This is a genomic window from Micromonospora sp. NPDC048887 (genome assembly GCF_040649715.1).
In the GTDB taxonomy this organism is placed as follows: domain Bacteria; phylum Actinomycetota; class Actinomycetes; order Mycobacteriales; family Micromonosporaceae; genus Micromonospora.
Window position 1 is genome coordinate 177,571 of the sequence record NZ_JBEZGA010000007.1, and the last position, 15,036, is coordinate 192,606.

The 15,036-nt window shown below is 71.5% G+C and carries 16 protein-coding genes; 6 read left to right on the forward strand and 10 right to left on the reverse strand.

Annotation, left to right across the window (positions count from 1 at the left end):
* Nucleotides 1-7: 7 nt before the first annotated feature.
* From AB0C17_RS14030 to AB0C17_RS14065, 8 genes are all read right to left on the reverse strand, one after another.
* On the reverse strand, nt 8-1,216 hold the full coding sequence (locus tag AB0C17_RS14030) for a CoA transferase (RefSeq protein WP_357382889.1): 1,209 nt from the start codon (nt 1,214-1,216) through the stop codon (nt 8-10).
* Nucleotides 1,213-1,512 carry a NifU family protein gene (locus AB0C17_RS14035; protein WP_357382887.1) on the reverse strand — a complete coding sequence of 100 codons (300 nt, stop codon included), beginning with the start codon at nt 1,510-1,512 and terminating at the stop codon, nt 1,213-1,215. Before AB0C17_RS14035 ends, AB0C17_RS14030 begins: the two co-directional genes overlap by 4 nt.
* Entirely contained in the window at nt 1,502-2,542 is a 1,041-nt protein-coding gene (locus AB0C17_RS14040; RefSeq protein ID WP_357382885.1) for an amidohydrolase family protein, read from the reverse strand. The genes AB0C17_RS14035 and AB0C17_RS14040 overlap by 11 nt, the downstream gene beginning before the upstream one ends.
* Nucleotides 2,539-3,636, reverse strand: a complete 1,098-nt coding sequence (locus AB0C17_RS14045; RefSeq protein ID WP_357382883.1) for an ABC transporter permease — start codon at nt 3,634-3,636, stop codon at nt 2,539-2,541. Before AB0C17_RS14045 ends, AB0C17_RS14040 begins: the two co-directional genes overlap by 4 nt.
* A complete protein-coding gene (locus tag AB0C17_RS14050) occupies nt 3,633-4,409 on the reverse strand; it encodes an ATP-binding cassette domain-containing protein (protein ID WP_357478689.1) in 777 nt (258 codons plus the stop codon). The genes AB0C17_RS14045 and AB0C17_RS14050 overlap by 4 nt, the downstream gene beginning before the upstream one ends.
* The gene (locus AB0C17_RS14055; protein ID WP_357382879.1) at nt 4,406-5,614 is read right to left on the reverse strand and encodes a substrate-binding domain-containing protein; all 1,209 of its coding nucleotides are present in this window, start codon (nt 5,612-5,614) and stop codon (nt 4,406-4,408) included. The genes AB0C17_RS14050 and AB0C17_RS14055 overlap by 4 nt, the downstream gene beginning before the upstream one ends.
* A 266-nt stretch (nt 5,615-5,880) precedes the next feature.
* A complete protein-coding gene (locus AB0C17_RS14060; RefSeq protein ID WP_357382877.1) occupies nt 5,881-6,258 on the reverse strand; it encodes a hypothetical protein in 378 nt (125 codons plus the stop codon).
* Entirely contained in the window at nt 6,255-7,364 is a 1,110-nt protein-coding gene (locus AB0C17_RS14065; RefSeq protein ID WP_357382875.1) for an amidohydrolase family protein, read from the reverse strand. Before AB0C17_RS14065 ends, AB0C17_RS14060 begins: the two co-directional genes overlap by 4 nt.
* A gap of 336 nt (nt 7,365-7,700) precedes the next feature.
* Between AB0C17_RS14065 and AB0C17_RS14070 the strand changes: the two genes are divergently transcribed.
* The 6 genes from AB0C17_RS14070 (at nt 7,701) to AB0C17_RS14095 (ending at nt 13,414) form a co-directional block, all read left to right on the forward strand.
* The gene (locus tag AB0C17_RS14070) at nt 7,701-8,546 is read left to right on the forward strand and encodes an ATP-binding cassette domain-containing protein (RefSeq protein ID WP_357478692.1); all 846 of its coding nucleotides are present in this window, start codon (nt 7,701-7,703) and stop codon (nt 8,544-8,546) included.
* Between the two features lie 43 nt (nt 8,547-8,589).
* Entirely contained in the window at nt 8,590-9,699 is a 1,110-nt protein-coding gene (locus AB0C17_RS14075) for a substrate-binding domain-containing protein (protein ID WP_357478695.1), read from the forward strand.
* Nucleotides 9,700-9,760: 61 nt separating this feature from the next.
* Nucleotides 9,761-10,687 carry an ABC transporter permease gene (locus AB0C17_RS14080; protein ID WP_357478698.1) on the forward strand — a complete coding sequence of 309 codons (927 nt, stop codon included), beginning with the start codon at nt 9,761-9,763 and terminating at the stop codon, nt 10,685-10,687.
* Nucleotides 10,684-11,703, forward strand: a complete 1,020-nt coding sequence (locus AB0C17_RS14085) for an ABC transporter permease (RefSeq protein ID WP_357382867.1) — start codon at nt 10,684-10,686, stop codon at nt 11,701-11,703. Before AB0C17_RS14080 ends, AB0C17_RS14085 begins: the two co-directional genes overlap by 4 nt.
* Before the next feature lie 47 nt (nt 11,704-11,750).
* Complete coding sequence (locus tag AB0C17_RS14090; RefSeq protein ID WP_357467845.1) at nt 11,751-12,956, forward strand: CaiB/BaiF CoA-transferase family protein; 1,206 nt, start codon at nt 11,751-11,753, stop codon at nt 12,954-12,956.
* 38 nt (nt 12,957-12,994) lie between these two features.
* The gene (locus AB0C17_RS14095) at nt 12,995-13,414 is read left to right on the forward strand and encodes a heme-binding protein (protein ID WP_357382863.1); all 420 of its coding nucleotides are present in this window, start codon (nt 12,995-12,997) and stop codon (nt 13,412-13,414) included.
* 119 nt (nt 13,415-13,533) lie between these two features.
* On the opposite strand, the gene AB0C17_RS14100 is transcribed toward AB0C17_RS14095, so the two are convergent.
* Nucleotides 13,534-14,163, reverse strand: a complete 630-nt coding sequence (locus tag AB0C17_RS14100) for an enoyl-CoA hydratase-related protein (RefSeq protein WP_357467849.1) — start codon at nt 14,161-14,163, stop codon at nt 13,534-13,536.
* 9 nt (nt 14,164-14,172) lie between these two features.
* Nucleotides 14,173-14,940, reverse strand: coding sequence for an enoyl-CoA hydratase-related protein (locus AB0C17_RS14105; RefSeq protein WP_357382859.1), 768 nt, complete (start codon nt 14,938-14,940; stop codon nt 14,173-14,175).
* Between the last annotated feature and the right edge of the window lie 96 nt (nt 14,941-15,036).

Below are 15,036 nucleotides of genomic sequence, written 5' to 3' on the forward strand. Positions count from 1 at the left end.
TGCCTCCTCAGATCGCGCCGGCGGCGCGCAGTTCGGTGATCCGGTCGTCGGCCAGGCACAACACCTGGCGCAGGACCTCGTCGGTGTGCTCGCCCAGCCGGGGGCCCACCGAACGCAGCCGGCCCGGGGTGCGGGACAGCCGGGGCGCGACGTTCTGCATCGGGAACGCGCCCATCTCGGGGTGGTCGAGTTCGACGATCGCCTCGCGCGCGGCGAAGTGCTCGTCGGCCAGCATCTCCCGGGCGGTGTACACCGACCCGGCCGGAACGCCGCCGAGATGCAGCAGCCGCAGCAGCGCGGCCGGCTCGAACGTGACGGTCCACGCCGCGATCAGGTCGTCCAGTTCGGCCTGGTGCGCCCCACGGGCGGCGTGGGTGGCGTAGCGGGGATCGTCGGCCAGCTCCGGCCGGTCCATCACCGCGGCCAGGCGGCGGAACACGGTGTCCTGGTTCGCGGCGATCAGGACGGTGGCGCCGTCGCGCGTCGGGTACGCGTTGCTGGGCGCCACGTTGGGCAGGATCGAGCCGGTCCGCTCCCGGATGTAGCCGGTGAGCGCGTACTCCGGCACCAGCGACTCCATCAGGGCCAGCACCGACTCGTAGATGGCGCTGTCCACCACCTGGCCCTGGCCGGTGCTGCCCGCCACCCGCAACGCCATCATGGCGCCGAGCGCGGCGAACGTGCCGGCCAGCGAGTCGCCGAGGCTGACGCCGATGCGGCTCGGCGGCGTGGACGGGTCACCGGTGACGTAGCGGATGCCGCCCATCGCCTCGCCGATCGAGCCGTAGCCGGCCCGGGAGGCGTACGGGCCGTCCTGCCCGAAGGCGGTGACCCGCACGACTACCAGCCGCGGGTTGATCCGGTGCAGCTCCTCCGGCGCCAGCCCCCAGCGCTCCAGCGTGCCCGGGCGGAAGTTCTCCACGAACACGTCGGCGCCGGCGAGCAGGTCGCGCATCACCTGCTGCCCCTCGGGCATGCGCAGGTTGCAGGTGACCGACTTCTTGTTGCGGGCCACGACCGGGAACCACAGCGACTTGCCGTGCGGCTTCTCCCGCCCCCACTGCCGCATCGGGTCGCCGCCGTCCGGCTGCTCGACCTTGATCACCTCGGCGCCGAAGTCGCCGAGGAGCTGCGCGCAGAACGGCCCGGCCAGCAGCACGCCGGCCTCCACCACGCGTACGCCGGTGAGCGGCCCGTCGGGAAAGCCGCCGGTCATCCGGCCGGCTCCGACAGGCCGAACATCCGCTCGATGCGCGCCTCGGCGAACCGGGAGACCGCGCCCGCGCGGGACACCGAGCGCACCCCCTCGATCTTCAGCAGCGCGGGGCGGACCAGCGAGCCCATGGTGACCGGCGCGGACGGGCAGGCCGCGCAGCGGCCGTGGAACGTCACCCGGGCGTCGCCGTCGGCGTCCACGTCGACCGTGACGCCGCCGCCGTGCGCCTCGACGAGCTGGCGTACCTTGCCGTCCAGCGCGCGGTCGGCGGCCTTCGCCGTCTTCTCAGCGCCCATCCTTGCGGCCCTTCTTCGCGGACTTCTTGCCGCTCTTGCCGTACAGCTCCTTCTTCTTGGCCTTCACGTCGATGCCGAGCACCCGGGCGAAGTTCAGGCCGAAGATCTTCTCCTTGATCTCGTCGGTCAGCTCCGGGTAGCCGTAGCCGTCCTGGAGGTCCTCCGGCATGCGCATCTCGGCGAACAGGTCGATGTACGCCTGCACCTTCGGCCAGACGAACGCCTCGGAGCCCCACAGCAGCCGGTCCGGGCCGACGTGCAGCAGGCACTTGCCGATGGCGTGCAGCGCGGCCCGGGGCGCGACCGGGTACTGGTTGATCCAGGCGGTCAGCGCGAGGTGGATGTTCTCGTACCGGGCCGCGATGTTGATCGTCTCGTTGATGAACGGCTCACCGAGGTGGTGCACGATGAACGTCATCTCGGGGAAGTCCTGCGCCGCGCGCTCCAGGTCGTACGGCGCCAGGTCGGCGATGTGCTGGGTGTTGAACGCCAGCCCCTTGTGGAACTGCACGTTCGTCACGCCGTGTTCGAGGGCGGTCTCCCACAGCGGGTACGCGACCTGCCGGTCGTCGATCTTCCAGGACAGGCCGCCGGAGTGCGCCTGGTAGAACTTGAAGCTGGTCGCGCCCCACTCCTCGATCTGCCGGATCATCTCGGTCACCGCGCCGTAGCGGCCGTGGGTGATCGGGTCGACGCCGCCGCAGAACAGCACCCGGTCCGGGTACGCCTCCTTGAGCTTGTAGTTGTTCTCCGCCGGGGAGAACCCCAGCTTCCAGCCGCCGTGGCTGGGCACCGTCTGGGCCATCGCCATGTCGGTGTCGGACTCCTCGAACATCAGCCGGTACGCGTCCTCGACGGAGAGTTCCCGGCCGGAGATGTCGTCGTACGGGTAGCCCGGGGCGGAGTACTTGCGGGCGTACTCGACGAGCGCGTTCGTCGACTTCTTGCCGCCGTGGTTGAAGTCGATGTTCTCGTCGGTGAGCTTGTACATGTGGATCGCGTTGTCGAGGACGAAGAAGTCGTTCTTCATGTGCTGGGGCGTCCCTTCGGGGTGGTGTCGTTCTCCAGGCGTTCGACGTGCCGGACCGCGAGCTGGCGGCGGCGCCGCACCGACCACGCGGCGACCGAGACGCCGGCGATGACGGCGAGGCCGTTGAAGACGCGCTCGATCCAGGTCGCGGCGCCGAGGTGTTGCAGGCCGGCGATGGTGAAGGTGATGAAGTACGCGGCGATCACCGTGCCGAGGATGTTGACCCGGCCGGGCCGCAGCGCGGCGGCGCCGAGGAAGGCGGCGGCGAAGGCGGGCAGCAGGAACTGCTCACCGACAGTGGGCTGGGCCGAGCCGATCCGCGAGGCCAGCAGCACGCCCGCGAGCGAGGCGAGCACCGCCGCGCCGACGAACGCCCGGATGGTGTAGCTGCGGACGTTGATGCCCGCCCGGGCGGCGCCGCGCAGGTTGCCGTCCATCGCGTAGAGCCGCTGCCCGAAGGGCGTCCACACGACGATGAACTCCAGCACCAGCACCAGCACCACGAGGTAGATCAGCGGCAGCGGGACGCCGCCCAGGTCGCCTCGGGCGATCTCGGTGAACGCCGGCGGCACGTTCTGGTACAGCACCCGGCCGCCGGTGACCATGTAGAGCAGACCCATCAGCAGGCTGCCCACGGCGAGCGTGGCGATGATGGAACTCATCCCGAACTTCAGCACCAGCAGGCTGTTGAGCAGGCCGACCGCGACGCCGACGGCGAGCACGGCGAGCAGGGCCAGCCAGATCGGCACGTCCCGCACCGCCATCAGCCAGATGCTCACGCCCTGCGCCAGGCCCAGCATCGGGCCGACCGACGCGTCCAGGTAGTGCGCCAGCAGCGGCAGCGTGGCCGCCATCGCCACGATCACCGTCACGGTCTGGTTGACCAGGATCAGCCGGAAGTTCGTGGTGGTGAAGTAGGTGTCCGGGGTGAGCACGGAGAAGACCGCGATCACCAGCACGAGCATGCCGAGCAGCCCGAACCGGCTCACCCCTTCGACCGCCCGCTCCCCGGCCCCGGCGCGGGACCGGTCGGCGCTCTGCTTGACGACCGTACGGCCGCCGCCCGGCGGCTTCCGTGTCGTGGCGGCGGTCATCGGACCGCCTCCCCCGCCGTGACGAGCGTGCCGGCGACGATCAACTGCACGCACCGTTCGACGTCGAGCCCTTCGGTGGGGCCGTGGTAGACGTTGCGGCCGCCCTTCATCACCAGCAGCCGGTCGGCCATCGAGAGGATCTCCGGGATCCGGTGGCTGATCACGATGACCGCGTAGCCCCGGTCCCGGAGGCGGCGGATGAGGGCGTTGACGCCGTCGGACTCGGTGGTGCCGAGCGCGGCGGTCGGCTCGTCCATCACCATCACGCGCGGCTCGTTCTCGGTGACCAGCGCGCGGGCGATGGCGACCATCTGCCGCTGCCCGCCGGAGAGCCCTTCGACCAGGACGTTCATGTCGTGCAGGTCGATGCCCAGTTCCTCCAGCACCGCCCGGGTGCGCTCGCGCATCGCCCGCTTGCGCAGGACGGGCAGGCCGCGCACGCCGCCGGTCCACTCCCGGCCGAGGAAGACGTTCTCGACGATGCTCAGGTTGTCGGAGAGCCCGAGATCCTGGTAGATCATCTCGATCCCGGCGGCCCGGGCCGCGCCGATGGTGTGCGGTGCGAGGTCCCGGCCGGCCACCCGCAGGCGGCCGGAGTCCGGTGCCAGCGCGCCGCTGACCATGCTCATCAGCGTCGACTTGCCGGCGCCGTTGTCCCCGACGACGCCCAGGATCTCGCCCGGGCGTACGTCGAAGGAGACATCGGTGACGGCGCGTACCCGGCCGTAGGACTTGCTGACGCCCACCGCCTCCAGCACCGGGGCGGCACTCATCGGGCCTCGCTCCACATCTTCTCGTAGCGCTCGGCGTAGTTCACGTAGCTGTTCCAGTCGACCGCGCCGTCCTTGGGGGCGTTCGACTTGTCGAACACGGTCGCCGGGATGCCCTGCTCGGCGTCGGGGAGCGCGGGCTGACCGGCGGCCAGCCGGCCGACCTGGTCGATGGCGGCGTAGGCGTTCCAGCCGCGGATCGCGCCGAAGTCGGCGAGCTGGTCACCGGCGGCCACGCTGCCCAGCCGCTCCGGCTCCGCGTTCTTGGACAGCACCTTGATGTCGTTGCGGCCGGCGGCCCGGATGGCGGCGATGACGGACTCCACGCCGTTGCCGTACGGGGTGAGGATGTACTGCAGCTTGTCGCCGTGCTTCTGGATCAGCGAGGTGGTGATGTTCTGCATCTCGATCGGGTCGACCGCCTGCGCCAGCGTGCGCTCGCGGACCTCCAGCAGCTCGCAGCCGGTGCAGCCGGCGAGCACGCGCTTGCTGGCGTTGAGCGCCTCGACAAGGTGCGGGTAGCCGACGTCCCAGAGGAAGACGACCTTGGCCTTGCCGTTGGAGTCGGCGACGGCCTTGGCGGTGGCCAGCACCGCCTGGAACGTCTCCCGGCTGGACACGTGCGCGTCGTATCCGACCGCGCCGCCCTCGGCGACGGCGGAGACACCGACGACCGGGATCTTCGCCTTCTGCAGTTCGGCGATGCCGTCGGCGACCTGGTTCTCCGGGATCGCGACGGTGATGACGGCGGTGGGCTTGTTGGCGGCGGCGGTGGCCAGCGCCTTCTGGTAGCCCTCCGGGGTGCCCTGCCCGTCCAGGATCTCGGCGCTCCAGCCGAGCTTCTCGGCGATGGCGGTGGCCCGCTTGCCGACCTCCTCGCAGGAGGTGCCGATCTTGCAGACGATGATGTTGAGCTTGCCGTTGGCCGGCGGCTTCACCGACGTCGTCGGCCCGGACCACTCCTCGTAGACCTTGATCTTGTCGAGGGTGATGTCGGCTTCCTTGCCCTCGAAGTAGAGCATCCCGCCGGTGCCGGCGTCGATCAGCTTGCGGGCCATCTCGGTGTACTCGTCGTTGACCGCGGCGGGCGTGCCGGAGGCCGCACTGTCCTCACCCGAGCCGCAGGCGGCGGTGGTGAGCAGAAGGGCGGCCACCCCGAACGCGGCGGCTGCGGCGCGGAGCCGGCGGGCTCCGAAAGTGTGTGTCACGGTGCTACTCCCTCGGTGGGTGGCAGGCGTCGAAGAGAAGCGAGTCGATGAGTCGGCGCAGAGGGGCAAGAACCGAACCTGGCGCGGGACGGCGCCTCGGGTTGCATGCAATCGCAGTCCAACACGATCAACATCGACAGTCAATAGTTCACAATGCCGAAACATAAGCCCTGTTAGAGGGCGTTTCCGCAGCCCGGGAAGGGGCAGGATTCACCCCGACCGGACGGAGAAATTGTATTTTTCCGACGTGCGGATCTCGATGCGCGTCAGTGGGCGGACGCCCTCGGACGACCGACGCTCAGGATCTCCCGGCCGTGCTCGGTCATCGACGCCTCGGACCAGCCGGTGCTGTCGCCCCACTCGACCTCGACCTCGTCGACCTCCGGCGCCAGCCGTCCGATCTCCCGCCGCACGCTCTGCTCGAAGAACGGCGTGTACATGCAGAACGGACCTGTGGTGATCAGGTCGAGCGACACCCGCAGCCGGCCGTCCGGCTCCCGGCGCGCCCGCACGTCACGCACCAGCCCCATGTCGACGATGCCCACGCGCCGGCCGACACCCAGCCCGCAGGGGTCGTAGACGGTGTTGCAGGCCCGCAGCAGGCGTGCCCGCAGCTCGGCCGCGGCCGGGTCCACGCCGCTCACGCGGCCAGCCGTTCCCGGTGGCGGGCCCACGGCCGGGGGGCGTGCGCGAGATACTCCTCGCGCCGCCGGGCCGGCTCGTCACCGGCCACCGCCGCGCGCACCTTCTCCTCGTCCAGGCCGTGCAGGCGCAGGGCGTTGCCGCCCATCAGCTTGGCGAGCACGTCCGGGGTGAACTCCGGGAAGCCCCACCCGTCCACCAGGTCCCGGGGCATCTCGAAACTCATCAGGGCGTCGATGATCGGCTGCGGGTGCGCGGACGGCACGCCGGTGGCGAACATGATGCGGTCCGTGCCGCCGTGCATCATGAGCATGCCGACGATCTCGGCAAACCGGCGCGGCTTGCGCACGATCATGTTCGACACCGACTCGATCGTCGCCCAGATGTTCGGGTGCGTCCGCAGTTGCAGCGCGCAGTCCTCCAGGAACGCCCAGCCGCTGTGCACCACCTCGAACGTCAGGTCCGGGAAGGCGATCGCCGCGCAGGTCACGTCGTCCACGTGGTTGAGCACCCGCGGCCCGGCCCCGGCGGGCACCGCCTTGTGCGCGCCGATGTGACGGACGCCGAGGTCGAGAGCCTTCTGGAGGTAGGGAAACGCCAGCTCGCGGTCGTCCAGCAGCATCAGCTTCGAGGAGTTCACCTCCGGGTCGATCAGCCCGTTCGTCGGGTAGAACTTGAACCCGTCGATGTCGTCCTCTTCGGCGCGCTGCTGCATCAGGTCCAGCTCGGCGGGGCCGCGCAGCGGATCCACCGGCGCGAAGAGCAGCACCCGGTCCGGGTACCGCCGCTTCAGCTCGCGGCCCAGCTCGTACGGCGACGCGCCGCCGTCGAAGAACCCGTCGATCTCCACCCCGTGGTAGATCATCACGTCGACGGCGCTCTCCACGAACACGATGTCCGCCAGTTCCTCGGCGGTCCAGCCGGCGGTGAACTCGTCCCGGGTCATGAGGTAACCGGGCGCCGGCGACTCGACCGAGGTGTGGCCGATGCGGTACAGCGCGTTCACCATGCCGTCGTACGCGGCCTGGGAGCAGTGCGGCGCCCGGTTCCCGGGCCGGAAGTCGTACCCGTGGACGACACCGTCCACCACGACCATCCCATTGATCATGTCAACTCCGTTCTCCTGTCGACGGGAGTGCGACGAGGCGGTGGACGGGCACGGCCGGTCACCGCGCCGGCCGCCCGTCGCAGCAGTGCGCGGCATGTGATCGCGGCCACCATCGGCCCGAGAATGTACACAACATAGGGGCGCACTTCCGGGCGGTCAAGAAGGTGCCGCCGCCAACAAGGGCGACCGGCGCGCACCGCGGCGACGCCATCACCTGGTGTTTTTCCCGATTTTCTCGACACGTCGGGTCGAATGGAACCCAACCTGGAGCGCTACAGGCCTCGCCTCATCGCGAACCCTTGACAGTGATTGCATACATTGCTTGACTCCCTCGGCATGACAGAGCAGGCAGCGGCAGTCCCACGTCCCGGGGACGTCGAGCGCCGCCGGGACGAGGTCCCACCCCCCACCACCACACCGGTCCTGCATGCGCGGGGCATCGCTCGCAGCTTCGGCGCCGTGCGGGCACTGCGCGACGCGTCGCTGACGTTGCGGCGCGGCGAGGTCATGGCACTGATGGGCGACAACGGCGCCGGCAAGTCGACGCTGGTGAAGACGCTCGCCGGCGTGGTCACACCGGACCGCGGCGAGATCCTGGTCGACGGGACGCCCCGCCGGTTCGCCGGTCCCGCCGACGCGCTCGACGCCGGCATCGAGACCGTCTACCAGGACCTGTCACTGATCGACTCGATGAGCGCGGCGGAGAACGTCTTCCTCGGCCGGGAGCCGCTGGGCCGCGGCCCGGTGTCCCGGCTGCTGCGCCTGGTGGACCGCCGGACGATGGCGCAGCGGACGCAGAAGGCCGTCGACCGCATCGGCGCCCGGCTGCCCTCGCTGTCCTCCCACGTGTCCTCGATGTCCGGCGGGCAGCGCCAGGCGCTCGCCGTCGCGCGGGCCACCATGTGGGGCCGCAACATCGTGATGCTCGACGAGCCGACCGCGGCGCTCGGCGTCACCGAGTCCGGGCACGTCCTGGAGATCATCACCGCGCTCAAACAGCAGGACATCGCCGTGCTGATGATCTCGCACAACCTCGAACACGTCTTCCGCGTCGCCGACCGGGTCACGGTCATGCGACAGGGACGCACGGTCGGCGAGCTGACCACCGCCGAGGCGTCCTCCGGCGACATCGTCGCGCTGATCACCGGAGCGGCGCCCGCCGCGACGGTGACCGAGTCCTGACACCGGCCACACCGGCCGAAGCAAGCCGAGAGAAGGGATCAGAGTGAGACGCAGATCGTTCGCGAGCGCCGCGCTCGTCGTCGCGCTGGGTATGACGGCGGCGGCCTGCTCCACCGAGGGGGCCGCCCCGGCGGCGCCCGCGGAGGGCAAGGCGATGGAGGCCAAGGACGTCCGGATCGGGTTCGCCAACTTCGCGGAGCCGGCCAGCCCCGTCCTCGGGGCCATCGACGTCGGCATGCGCAAGGAGGCCGAGAAGCGCGGGTGGGAGATTCTCGTGCTCAACAACGACCGGGACGGGCCGACAGCTGTCGCCAACGCCGAGACGATGGTCTCGCGCGGCGTCACCCACGTCGTGGAGTTCCAGGGCGACGGCAAGGTCGCGCCGCAGATCATGGACATCTTCAACAAGGCCGGGATCCCGGTCATCGCGATCGACATCGCCCACCCGGGCGCGCACTTCTTCGGGATCAACAACGTCGAGTCGGGGCGGCTGTCCGGCCGGGCCGGCGGGACGTACGCGAAGGAGAAGTGGGACTGCAAGCCGCACCTCGTCACGGTGCTGGAGAACGAGGAGTCGGGTGACGTGGCGCTGCTGCGCACCGAGGGCATCCTCAAGGGACTCAAGGAGGTGTGCCCGGACATCGACGGCGTCATCACCCGGCGCAACTCGCCGACCACGCCGGACGGCGCCCAGGGTGTCGCCCGCGACATCCTGGTCTCCAAGCCCGACGCGAAGAAGATCCTGGCGCTCGGCGGCAACGACAACATGATCATCGGCACCATCAACGCCGCGGAGCAGCTCAGCCGCGCCGGTGACATCTACGGCTACGGCCTCGGCGCCGACCTCATGCTGTTCGGGGTCGACACGCCGGGCCTGGGCGGCTCGACAGCGTTCTGGTACGAGGGCTACGCCAAGCAGATCTACACGATCCTCGACCGGATGGTCGGCGGCGAGAAGATCCCCGTGGTCGACTCGCCGAAGGACCCGAACGCGCTGTTCAACCCGGTGTGCGCGTTCCCGAAGGACGCCGTGCCGTCCATCCCCCCGCTCAAGGAGCGGATCGACGCGCTCTACGCCAAGGACGCCCCGGCCAAGTCTGCCGCCGAGCAGTACTGTCCCGCGGGCACCGAGACGTACGGGCTCGACAAGTGAGCACCTGACCATGTCCCTGTCTGCCCCGCAGGCAGCCGTCCGGCGGAGCACGGTCCTTCCCGTGCTCCGCCGCCACGGCGCCACACTCGCCCTGGTCGCGCTCTGGGTCGCGCTGGTATTGGCCACCGCCGCGAAGTCGCCGGCCTTCCTGTCCCACCAGACCGTCATCGCCGTGGCCTTCAACATGGCGTTCATCGGCGTCCTCGTCGTCGGCGTCAGCCTGGTGATGCTCAGCGGCGCCGAGTTCGACCTGTCCGTCGGCGTCACGGCGGTCGCCGCCGCGCTGATCGCCGCCCAGTTGCTGACCGACGGCGCGTCGTTCGCCGTGGTCCTGGTGGCGGTGCTGGTGTTCGGCACGCTCATCGGCATCGTGAACGCGGTGCTGATCGTGCGCGTGCGCATCCACCCCATCGTCGCCACCCTCGGCACGATGTTCCTGGTCAGCGGCACCACCCGGCTGTTCATCGAGTTCGTGCCGATCCCGCGCGACAGCTTCCTGCGCCGGCACGTCGCCGGCGACCTGTTCGGCGTACCGCGGGTCTTCTGGATCATGGTGCTGCTGCTCGCCGCCGTCGCGTTCGTGGTCGGCCGGACCCGCCTGGGCCGGCACGTCGTCGCGGTGGGCGGAAACCGGCACGCCGCGCTCGTACGGGGTCTGCGTCCGGACCGGATCCAGGCCGGCGCGCTGGTGTTCTGCGGCCTGGTCGCCGGGCTCGCCGGGCTGGTCCTCGCCTCCCAGGGCGACATCGTCCAGTCCACGCTGACCCCGGGCACCGAGTTCCGGGTGATCTCGATCCTGCTGCTCGGCGGGATGGCGCTCACCGGCGGCCGGGGCAGCTTCGTCGGCGTCGCCGCAGCGCTGCTGCTGCTCAACACGCTGCCCACGGCCATCGTCACCTGGGGGGTCTCCTCCAGTTGGCAGCCGGTCGTCGAGGGAGTCGTGCTCGCGGTCGCGCTCGCCGTCAACAGCGTCAGGAGCACACCATGACGACCACACGTACCCGGGCCGGATGGACCGGCCTGCTCAGCCGCCCGTCCGCCACGAGCGTGCTGCTGTTCGTGGTGGCGCTGGCCGCCGCGCTGAGCTTCGCGCCCGACTTCGCCAGCCGCGCCAACATCTCCAGCATGCTCGGCGACCTGCTCGCCCCGGCGATCATCCTGCTGGCGGCGAGCCTGGCGATGACCGGCGGCGTCGCCGACCTGAGCGTGGGCTCGGTCCTCGGCCTCGGCGCGGTCGTCTACGCCACCGTCTACACCGCTTCGGGTTCGTGGCAGGCGGGCGTGCTCGCCGCGCTCGGCGTCGGGCTGCTGGCCGGACTCACAAACGGCGTCCTCGCCCTGGCGTTCGGCGTCTGGCCGCTGATCGCCACGCTGGGCATGCTCGTCGCCGCCCGGGGCCTGGCCAAGGTGATCAGCGACGGCAGCTCGGTGGCGGCGTACACCCCGGAGCTGAGCACCGCGCTGAAGACCACGATCGGGCCGCTGCCGGTGCCGGTCCTGGTGGTGCTGGGACTCGCGCTGGTGTGCAGCGCGCTGGTCCGCCGGTCCCGCTGGGGCACCCACCTGCGGGCCACCGGGGGCGACGAGGTCGTCGCCGCCCGCGCCGGCATCCGGGCCGGCCGGGTCCGGCTGGCGCTGTTCGTGCTGACCAGCACCGCCGCCGCGGTCGCCGGCTGCGTCCAGGTCATGCGCACCGGCGCCTCGGCCATCACCCTCGGCGAGGGCACCGAGCTGTACGTCTACGGCGCGCTGCTGATCGCCGGGTTCCGGCTGGCCGGCGGCGGGCACGGAAGCCCGATGACCGCGTTCCTGAGCCTGCTCTCGCTGAGCATCGTGCTGAACATCTTCCGGCTGCGCGGCATGCCGCTGCCGCTGGGCGACATCCTGCTCGGCGTGACGCTGCTCGGCGCGGTGTCGCTCGGCTGGATCCGCGAGCGCACGCAGCGGCACTCCCCCGAGCCGGAACCCGAACCGGAGGCCCGGCCGCACGCCGTGCCGGCCTGAGCCTCCGCCCGCACCAACGAGACGACCGACGAGAGAACAGGGACGACATGAACGACTACGCCCGCGGCCCGCTGTCCGGCTTGCGCGTGATCGAAGCCGGGGTCCTGCTGGCCGGGCCGTTCTGCGGCCAGATCCTCGGCGACCTCGGCGCCGACGTGATCAAACTGGAGGAGCCGGGGCGGGGTGACCCGATGCGCGAGTGGGGACGCGAGCGCCCGTACGGCAAGTCGCTGTGGTTCCCGGTGCTCGGCCGGAACAAGCGCTCGGTGACCCTCAACCTGCGCGTCCCGGAGGGGCAGGAGGTGCTGCGCCGGCTCGCCGCCGAGGCCGACGTGCTGGTGGAGAACTTCCGGCCCGGCACGCTGGAGCGCTGGGGCGTCGGCCCGGACGTGCTGTGGGACATCAACCCGCGGCTGGTGATCGTCCGGGTGTCCGCGTACGGGCAGTCCGGGCCGTACGCCGAACGCGCCGGGTACGGCTCGATCGGCGAGGCGATGGGCGGCATCCGCTACACCACTGGCGATCCCGACTCGCTGCCCAGCCGCGTCGGCATCAGCATCGGCGACTCGCTGGCCGGCACGTTCGCCGCTGTGGGCGCGATGGGCGCGCTGCGGGTGGCCGAGGCGACCGGCCGGGGCCAGATCGTCGACAGCGCCATCTACGAGTCGGTGCTCGCGCTGATGGAGTCGCTGGTGCCGGAGTACGCGATCGGCGGCTACACCCGGGAACGCACCGGCTCGATCCTGCCGAACATCGCGCCGAGCAACGTCTACGTCGCCTCCGACGGCGGCATGGTGGTGATCGCGGCGAACCAGGACACCGTCTTCCGGCGGCTCGCCGAGGCGATGGCGCAGCCGGAGCTGGCCGCCGACCCGCGGTTCGCCGGGCACACCGACCGCGGCCGGCACCAGCGCGAGCTGGACGAGCTGATCGCCAAGTGGTGCGCCGGCTACGCCGGGGACGAGCTGCTGGAGCTGCTGCACCGCCACGGTGTGCCCGCCGGGCGGATCTACACCGCCAAGGAGATGCTCGCCGACCCGCACTTCGCCGCCCGGGACGCGATCGTCCGGCTGGAGCACCCGGACCTCGGGGAGTTCCCGATGCAGAACGTCGTGCCCAAGCTGACCGCGACGCCCGGCGGTGTCCGCCGCGTCGGGCCCGAGCTGGGCGAGCACACCGACGAGGTGCTCCGCGACGTCGCCGGACTCGACGGCGACGAGATCTCGCGCCTGCGCGCCGCAGGCGTCGTCTGAGCCCCGCTCCACCCACCCACCACGGAAGGAAGCCCCTCATGGACAACTTCACCAAGACGTCGGTCACCATCGGCGCGGCGCAACGGATCCTCGCCGCCGCGATCGGCAAGGCCGAGCAGATGGCGCTGCCCTGCGTCATCGCCGTCGTCGACGAGAGCGGCGTGCTGAAGGCGTTCGCCCGGATGGACGGCGCCGCGCTGCTGTCGGTGCAGGTCGCGCAGGACAAGGCGTACACGGCGGCGGGATTCGGCATGCCCACCGACGGCTGGTACGACTTCATCAAGGACGACGCGCCGCTGGCCACCGGTGCGACCACCGGCATCGACCGGCTGGTGGTCTTCGGCGGCGGCTACCCGATCACCGCCGACGGCGCGGTGATCGGCGGCATCGGGGTCAGCGGCGGGCACTACACGCAGGACATGGAGGTCGCGCGCGCCGGGCTGGACGCCGTCGCGTGAGCCGGATGCCGGCACGGGAGGGGGGCCGCCCGGCCCTCGGCCCCGTGCCGGCTCCCGCCCGGCGCGCCCCGGCTGGTCCCGCCGGGGCGGAACGGCCGGGGCGGGCCGGAGCGGCCGGTTCACTCGATGCCGGCCAGCCAGGACTCGTAGTCGAGCGCGGCGGTCAGCTCCGGCCGGTCCCGGCCGCGCAGCGCGCGGGCCAGCGCCGAGGCCGGGCCCGCGCCGATCGAGGCGAGCCTCCCGGCGAGCGCGGCCCCGGCGTCCGGATCGTCCGACACCGAGCCGACCAGGCCGTGCCGCAGCGCCTCCTCGGCGTCGAGCGTGGCGCCGGTCCAGGCCAGGTGCGCCAGCACGCCGGCGCCGGCGACACCGGCGAGCAGCCGTCCGGCGCCGCCGGCCAGGAACGCCGCGGGCGAGCCGGTGCCGAACGTCGCGGTCGGCGCGGCGACGCGCAGGTCCGCCGCGAGCGCCAGGCCGAGCCCGAGACCGCGTACCGCGCCGGTCACGTGGACGACCACCGGGCCGGGCGCGGCCTGCACCCGCAGCACCAGTTCGTGCAACTGCCCGCGTACGACCGGCTGGGCGAGGTCGTCGGGCTCGTGCCGCCAGGCGTCGCCCTGGACCCGGATCAGCAGCGGCTCCCCCGGCGTACGGGCGTGGCGCTTGAGCGCGTCGAGCAGGGCCGCGCGGGCGGCCGGGCCGAGCCGTTCGCCCGCACCCGGGTCGGTGGCCTCGTGTACCTGCGTCACGTGTCTCTCCTATCGGCCGGTGAAGCGGGCCGGACGCTTCTCCAGGAACGCGTCGATGCCCTCGATGTGGTCGTCTGTGGACAGCAGCGTCAGCAGCAGCGAACGCTCGTGGGCGAGGCCGGCGGTCAGGCCGACCTCCTCGGCGGTACGCAGCGCCTGCTTGCCGAGGCGGGCCGCCACCGGGCTGCGGGCGGCGATCGAGGCGGCCAGCGCGATCCCCGCCTCGACCACCCGTTCGGCGGGCACCACCTGGCTGACCAGGCCGATGCGCTGCGCGGTCCAGGCGTCCACGAGGCGACCGCCCAGGACCAGCTCGGCGGCCCGGAACCGGCCGGCGACACGGGCCCAGCGCTGCGTGCCGCCGGCACCCGGGATGATGCCGAGGTTGATCTCCGGCTGGCCGAACACGGCGGAGTCGGCGGCGACCACGGCGTCACACGTCATGGCCAGTTCGCACCCGCCGCCCAGCACGTATCCGGCGACGGCGGCGACGGCCGGCTTGCCGAAGCGGGCGAACCGGTGCCAGCACTCCAGCCGTTCGGAGAGCAGGTAGTCGGCCGGGGACGTGCGGCGCAGCTCGCGGATGTCCGCGCCGGAGGCGAACAGCCGGGGGCCGCCGGTCAGCACCAGCACCCGTACCGCCGGGTCGGCCTCGGCCCGGTCCATCGCCGCGGCGAGCGCGCGCAGGACGTCGGCGCTGAGCGCGTTGCGTGTCTGCGGCCGGTCGATGGTGGCGACCGCCACCGCGTCGTGTACCGCGTAACCGACGGGTTCCACGGATCACCTCCCTGTCGTCCACACCAGGCGAACATACTCTTCGGTATGTCGTCAAGATCTTCGTGGACGGCGGAAGAAGCGCAATGCACAAGGGAA

Excerpts from the sequence above, each read along its gene's own strand:
- AB0C17_RS14050 (WP_357478689.1), bottom strand. The coding sequence starts at position 4,409 with ATGAGTGCCGCCCCGGTGCTGGAGGCGGTGGGCGTCAGCAAGTCCTAC.
- AB0C17_RS14040 (WP_357382885.1), bottom strand. The coding sequence starts at position 2,542 with ATGAAGAACGACTTCTTCGTCCTCGACAACGCGATCCACATGTACAAG.
- AB0C17_RS14045 (WP_357382883.1), bottom strand. The coding sequence starts at position 3,636 with ATGACCGCCGCCACGACACGGAAGCCGCCGGGCGGCGGCCGTACGGTC.
- AB0C17_RS14095 (WP_357382863.1), top strand. The coding sequence starts at position 12,995 with ATGGACAACTTCACCAAGACGTCGGTCACCATCGGCGCGGCGCAACGG.
- AB0C17_RS14085 (WP_357382867.1), top strand. The coding sequence starts at position 10,684 with ATGACGACCACACGTACCCGGGCCGGATGGACCGGCCTGCTCAGCCGC.
- AB0C17_RS14030 (WP_357382889.1), bottom strand. The coding sequence starts at position 1,216 with ATGACCGGCGGCTTTCCCGACGGGCCGCTCACCGGCGTACGCGTGGTG.
- AB0C17_RS14035 (WP_357382887.1), bottom strand. The coding sequence starts at position 1,512 with ATGGGCGCTGAGAAGACGGCGAAGGCCGCCGACCGCGCGCTGGACGGC.
- AB0C17_RS14065 (WP_357382875.1), bottom strand. The coding sequence starts at position 7,364 with ATGATCAATGGGATGGTCGTGGTGGACGGTGTCGTCCACGGGTACGAC.
- AB0C17_RS14070 (WP_357478692.1), top strand. The coding sequence starts at position 7,701 with ATGACAGAGCAGGCAGCGGCAGTCCCACGTCCCGGGGACGTCGAGCGC.
- AB0C17_RS14090 (WP_357467845.1), top strand. The coding sequence starts at position 11,751 with ATGAACGACTACGCCCGCGGCCCGCTGTCCGGCTTGCGCGTGATCGAA.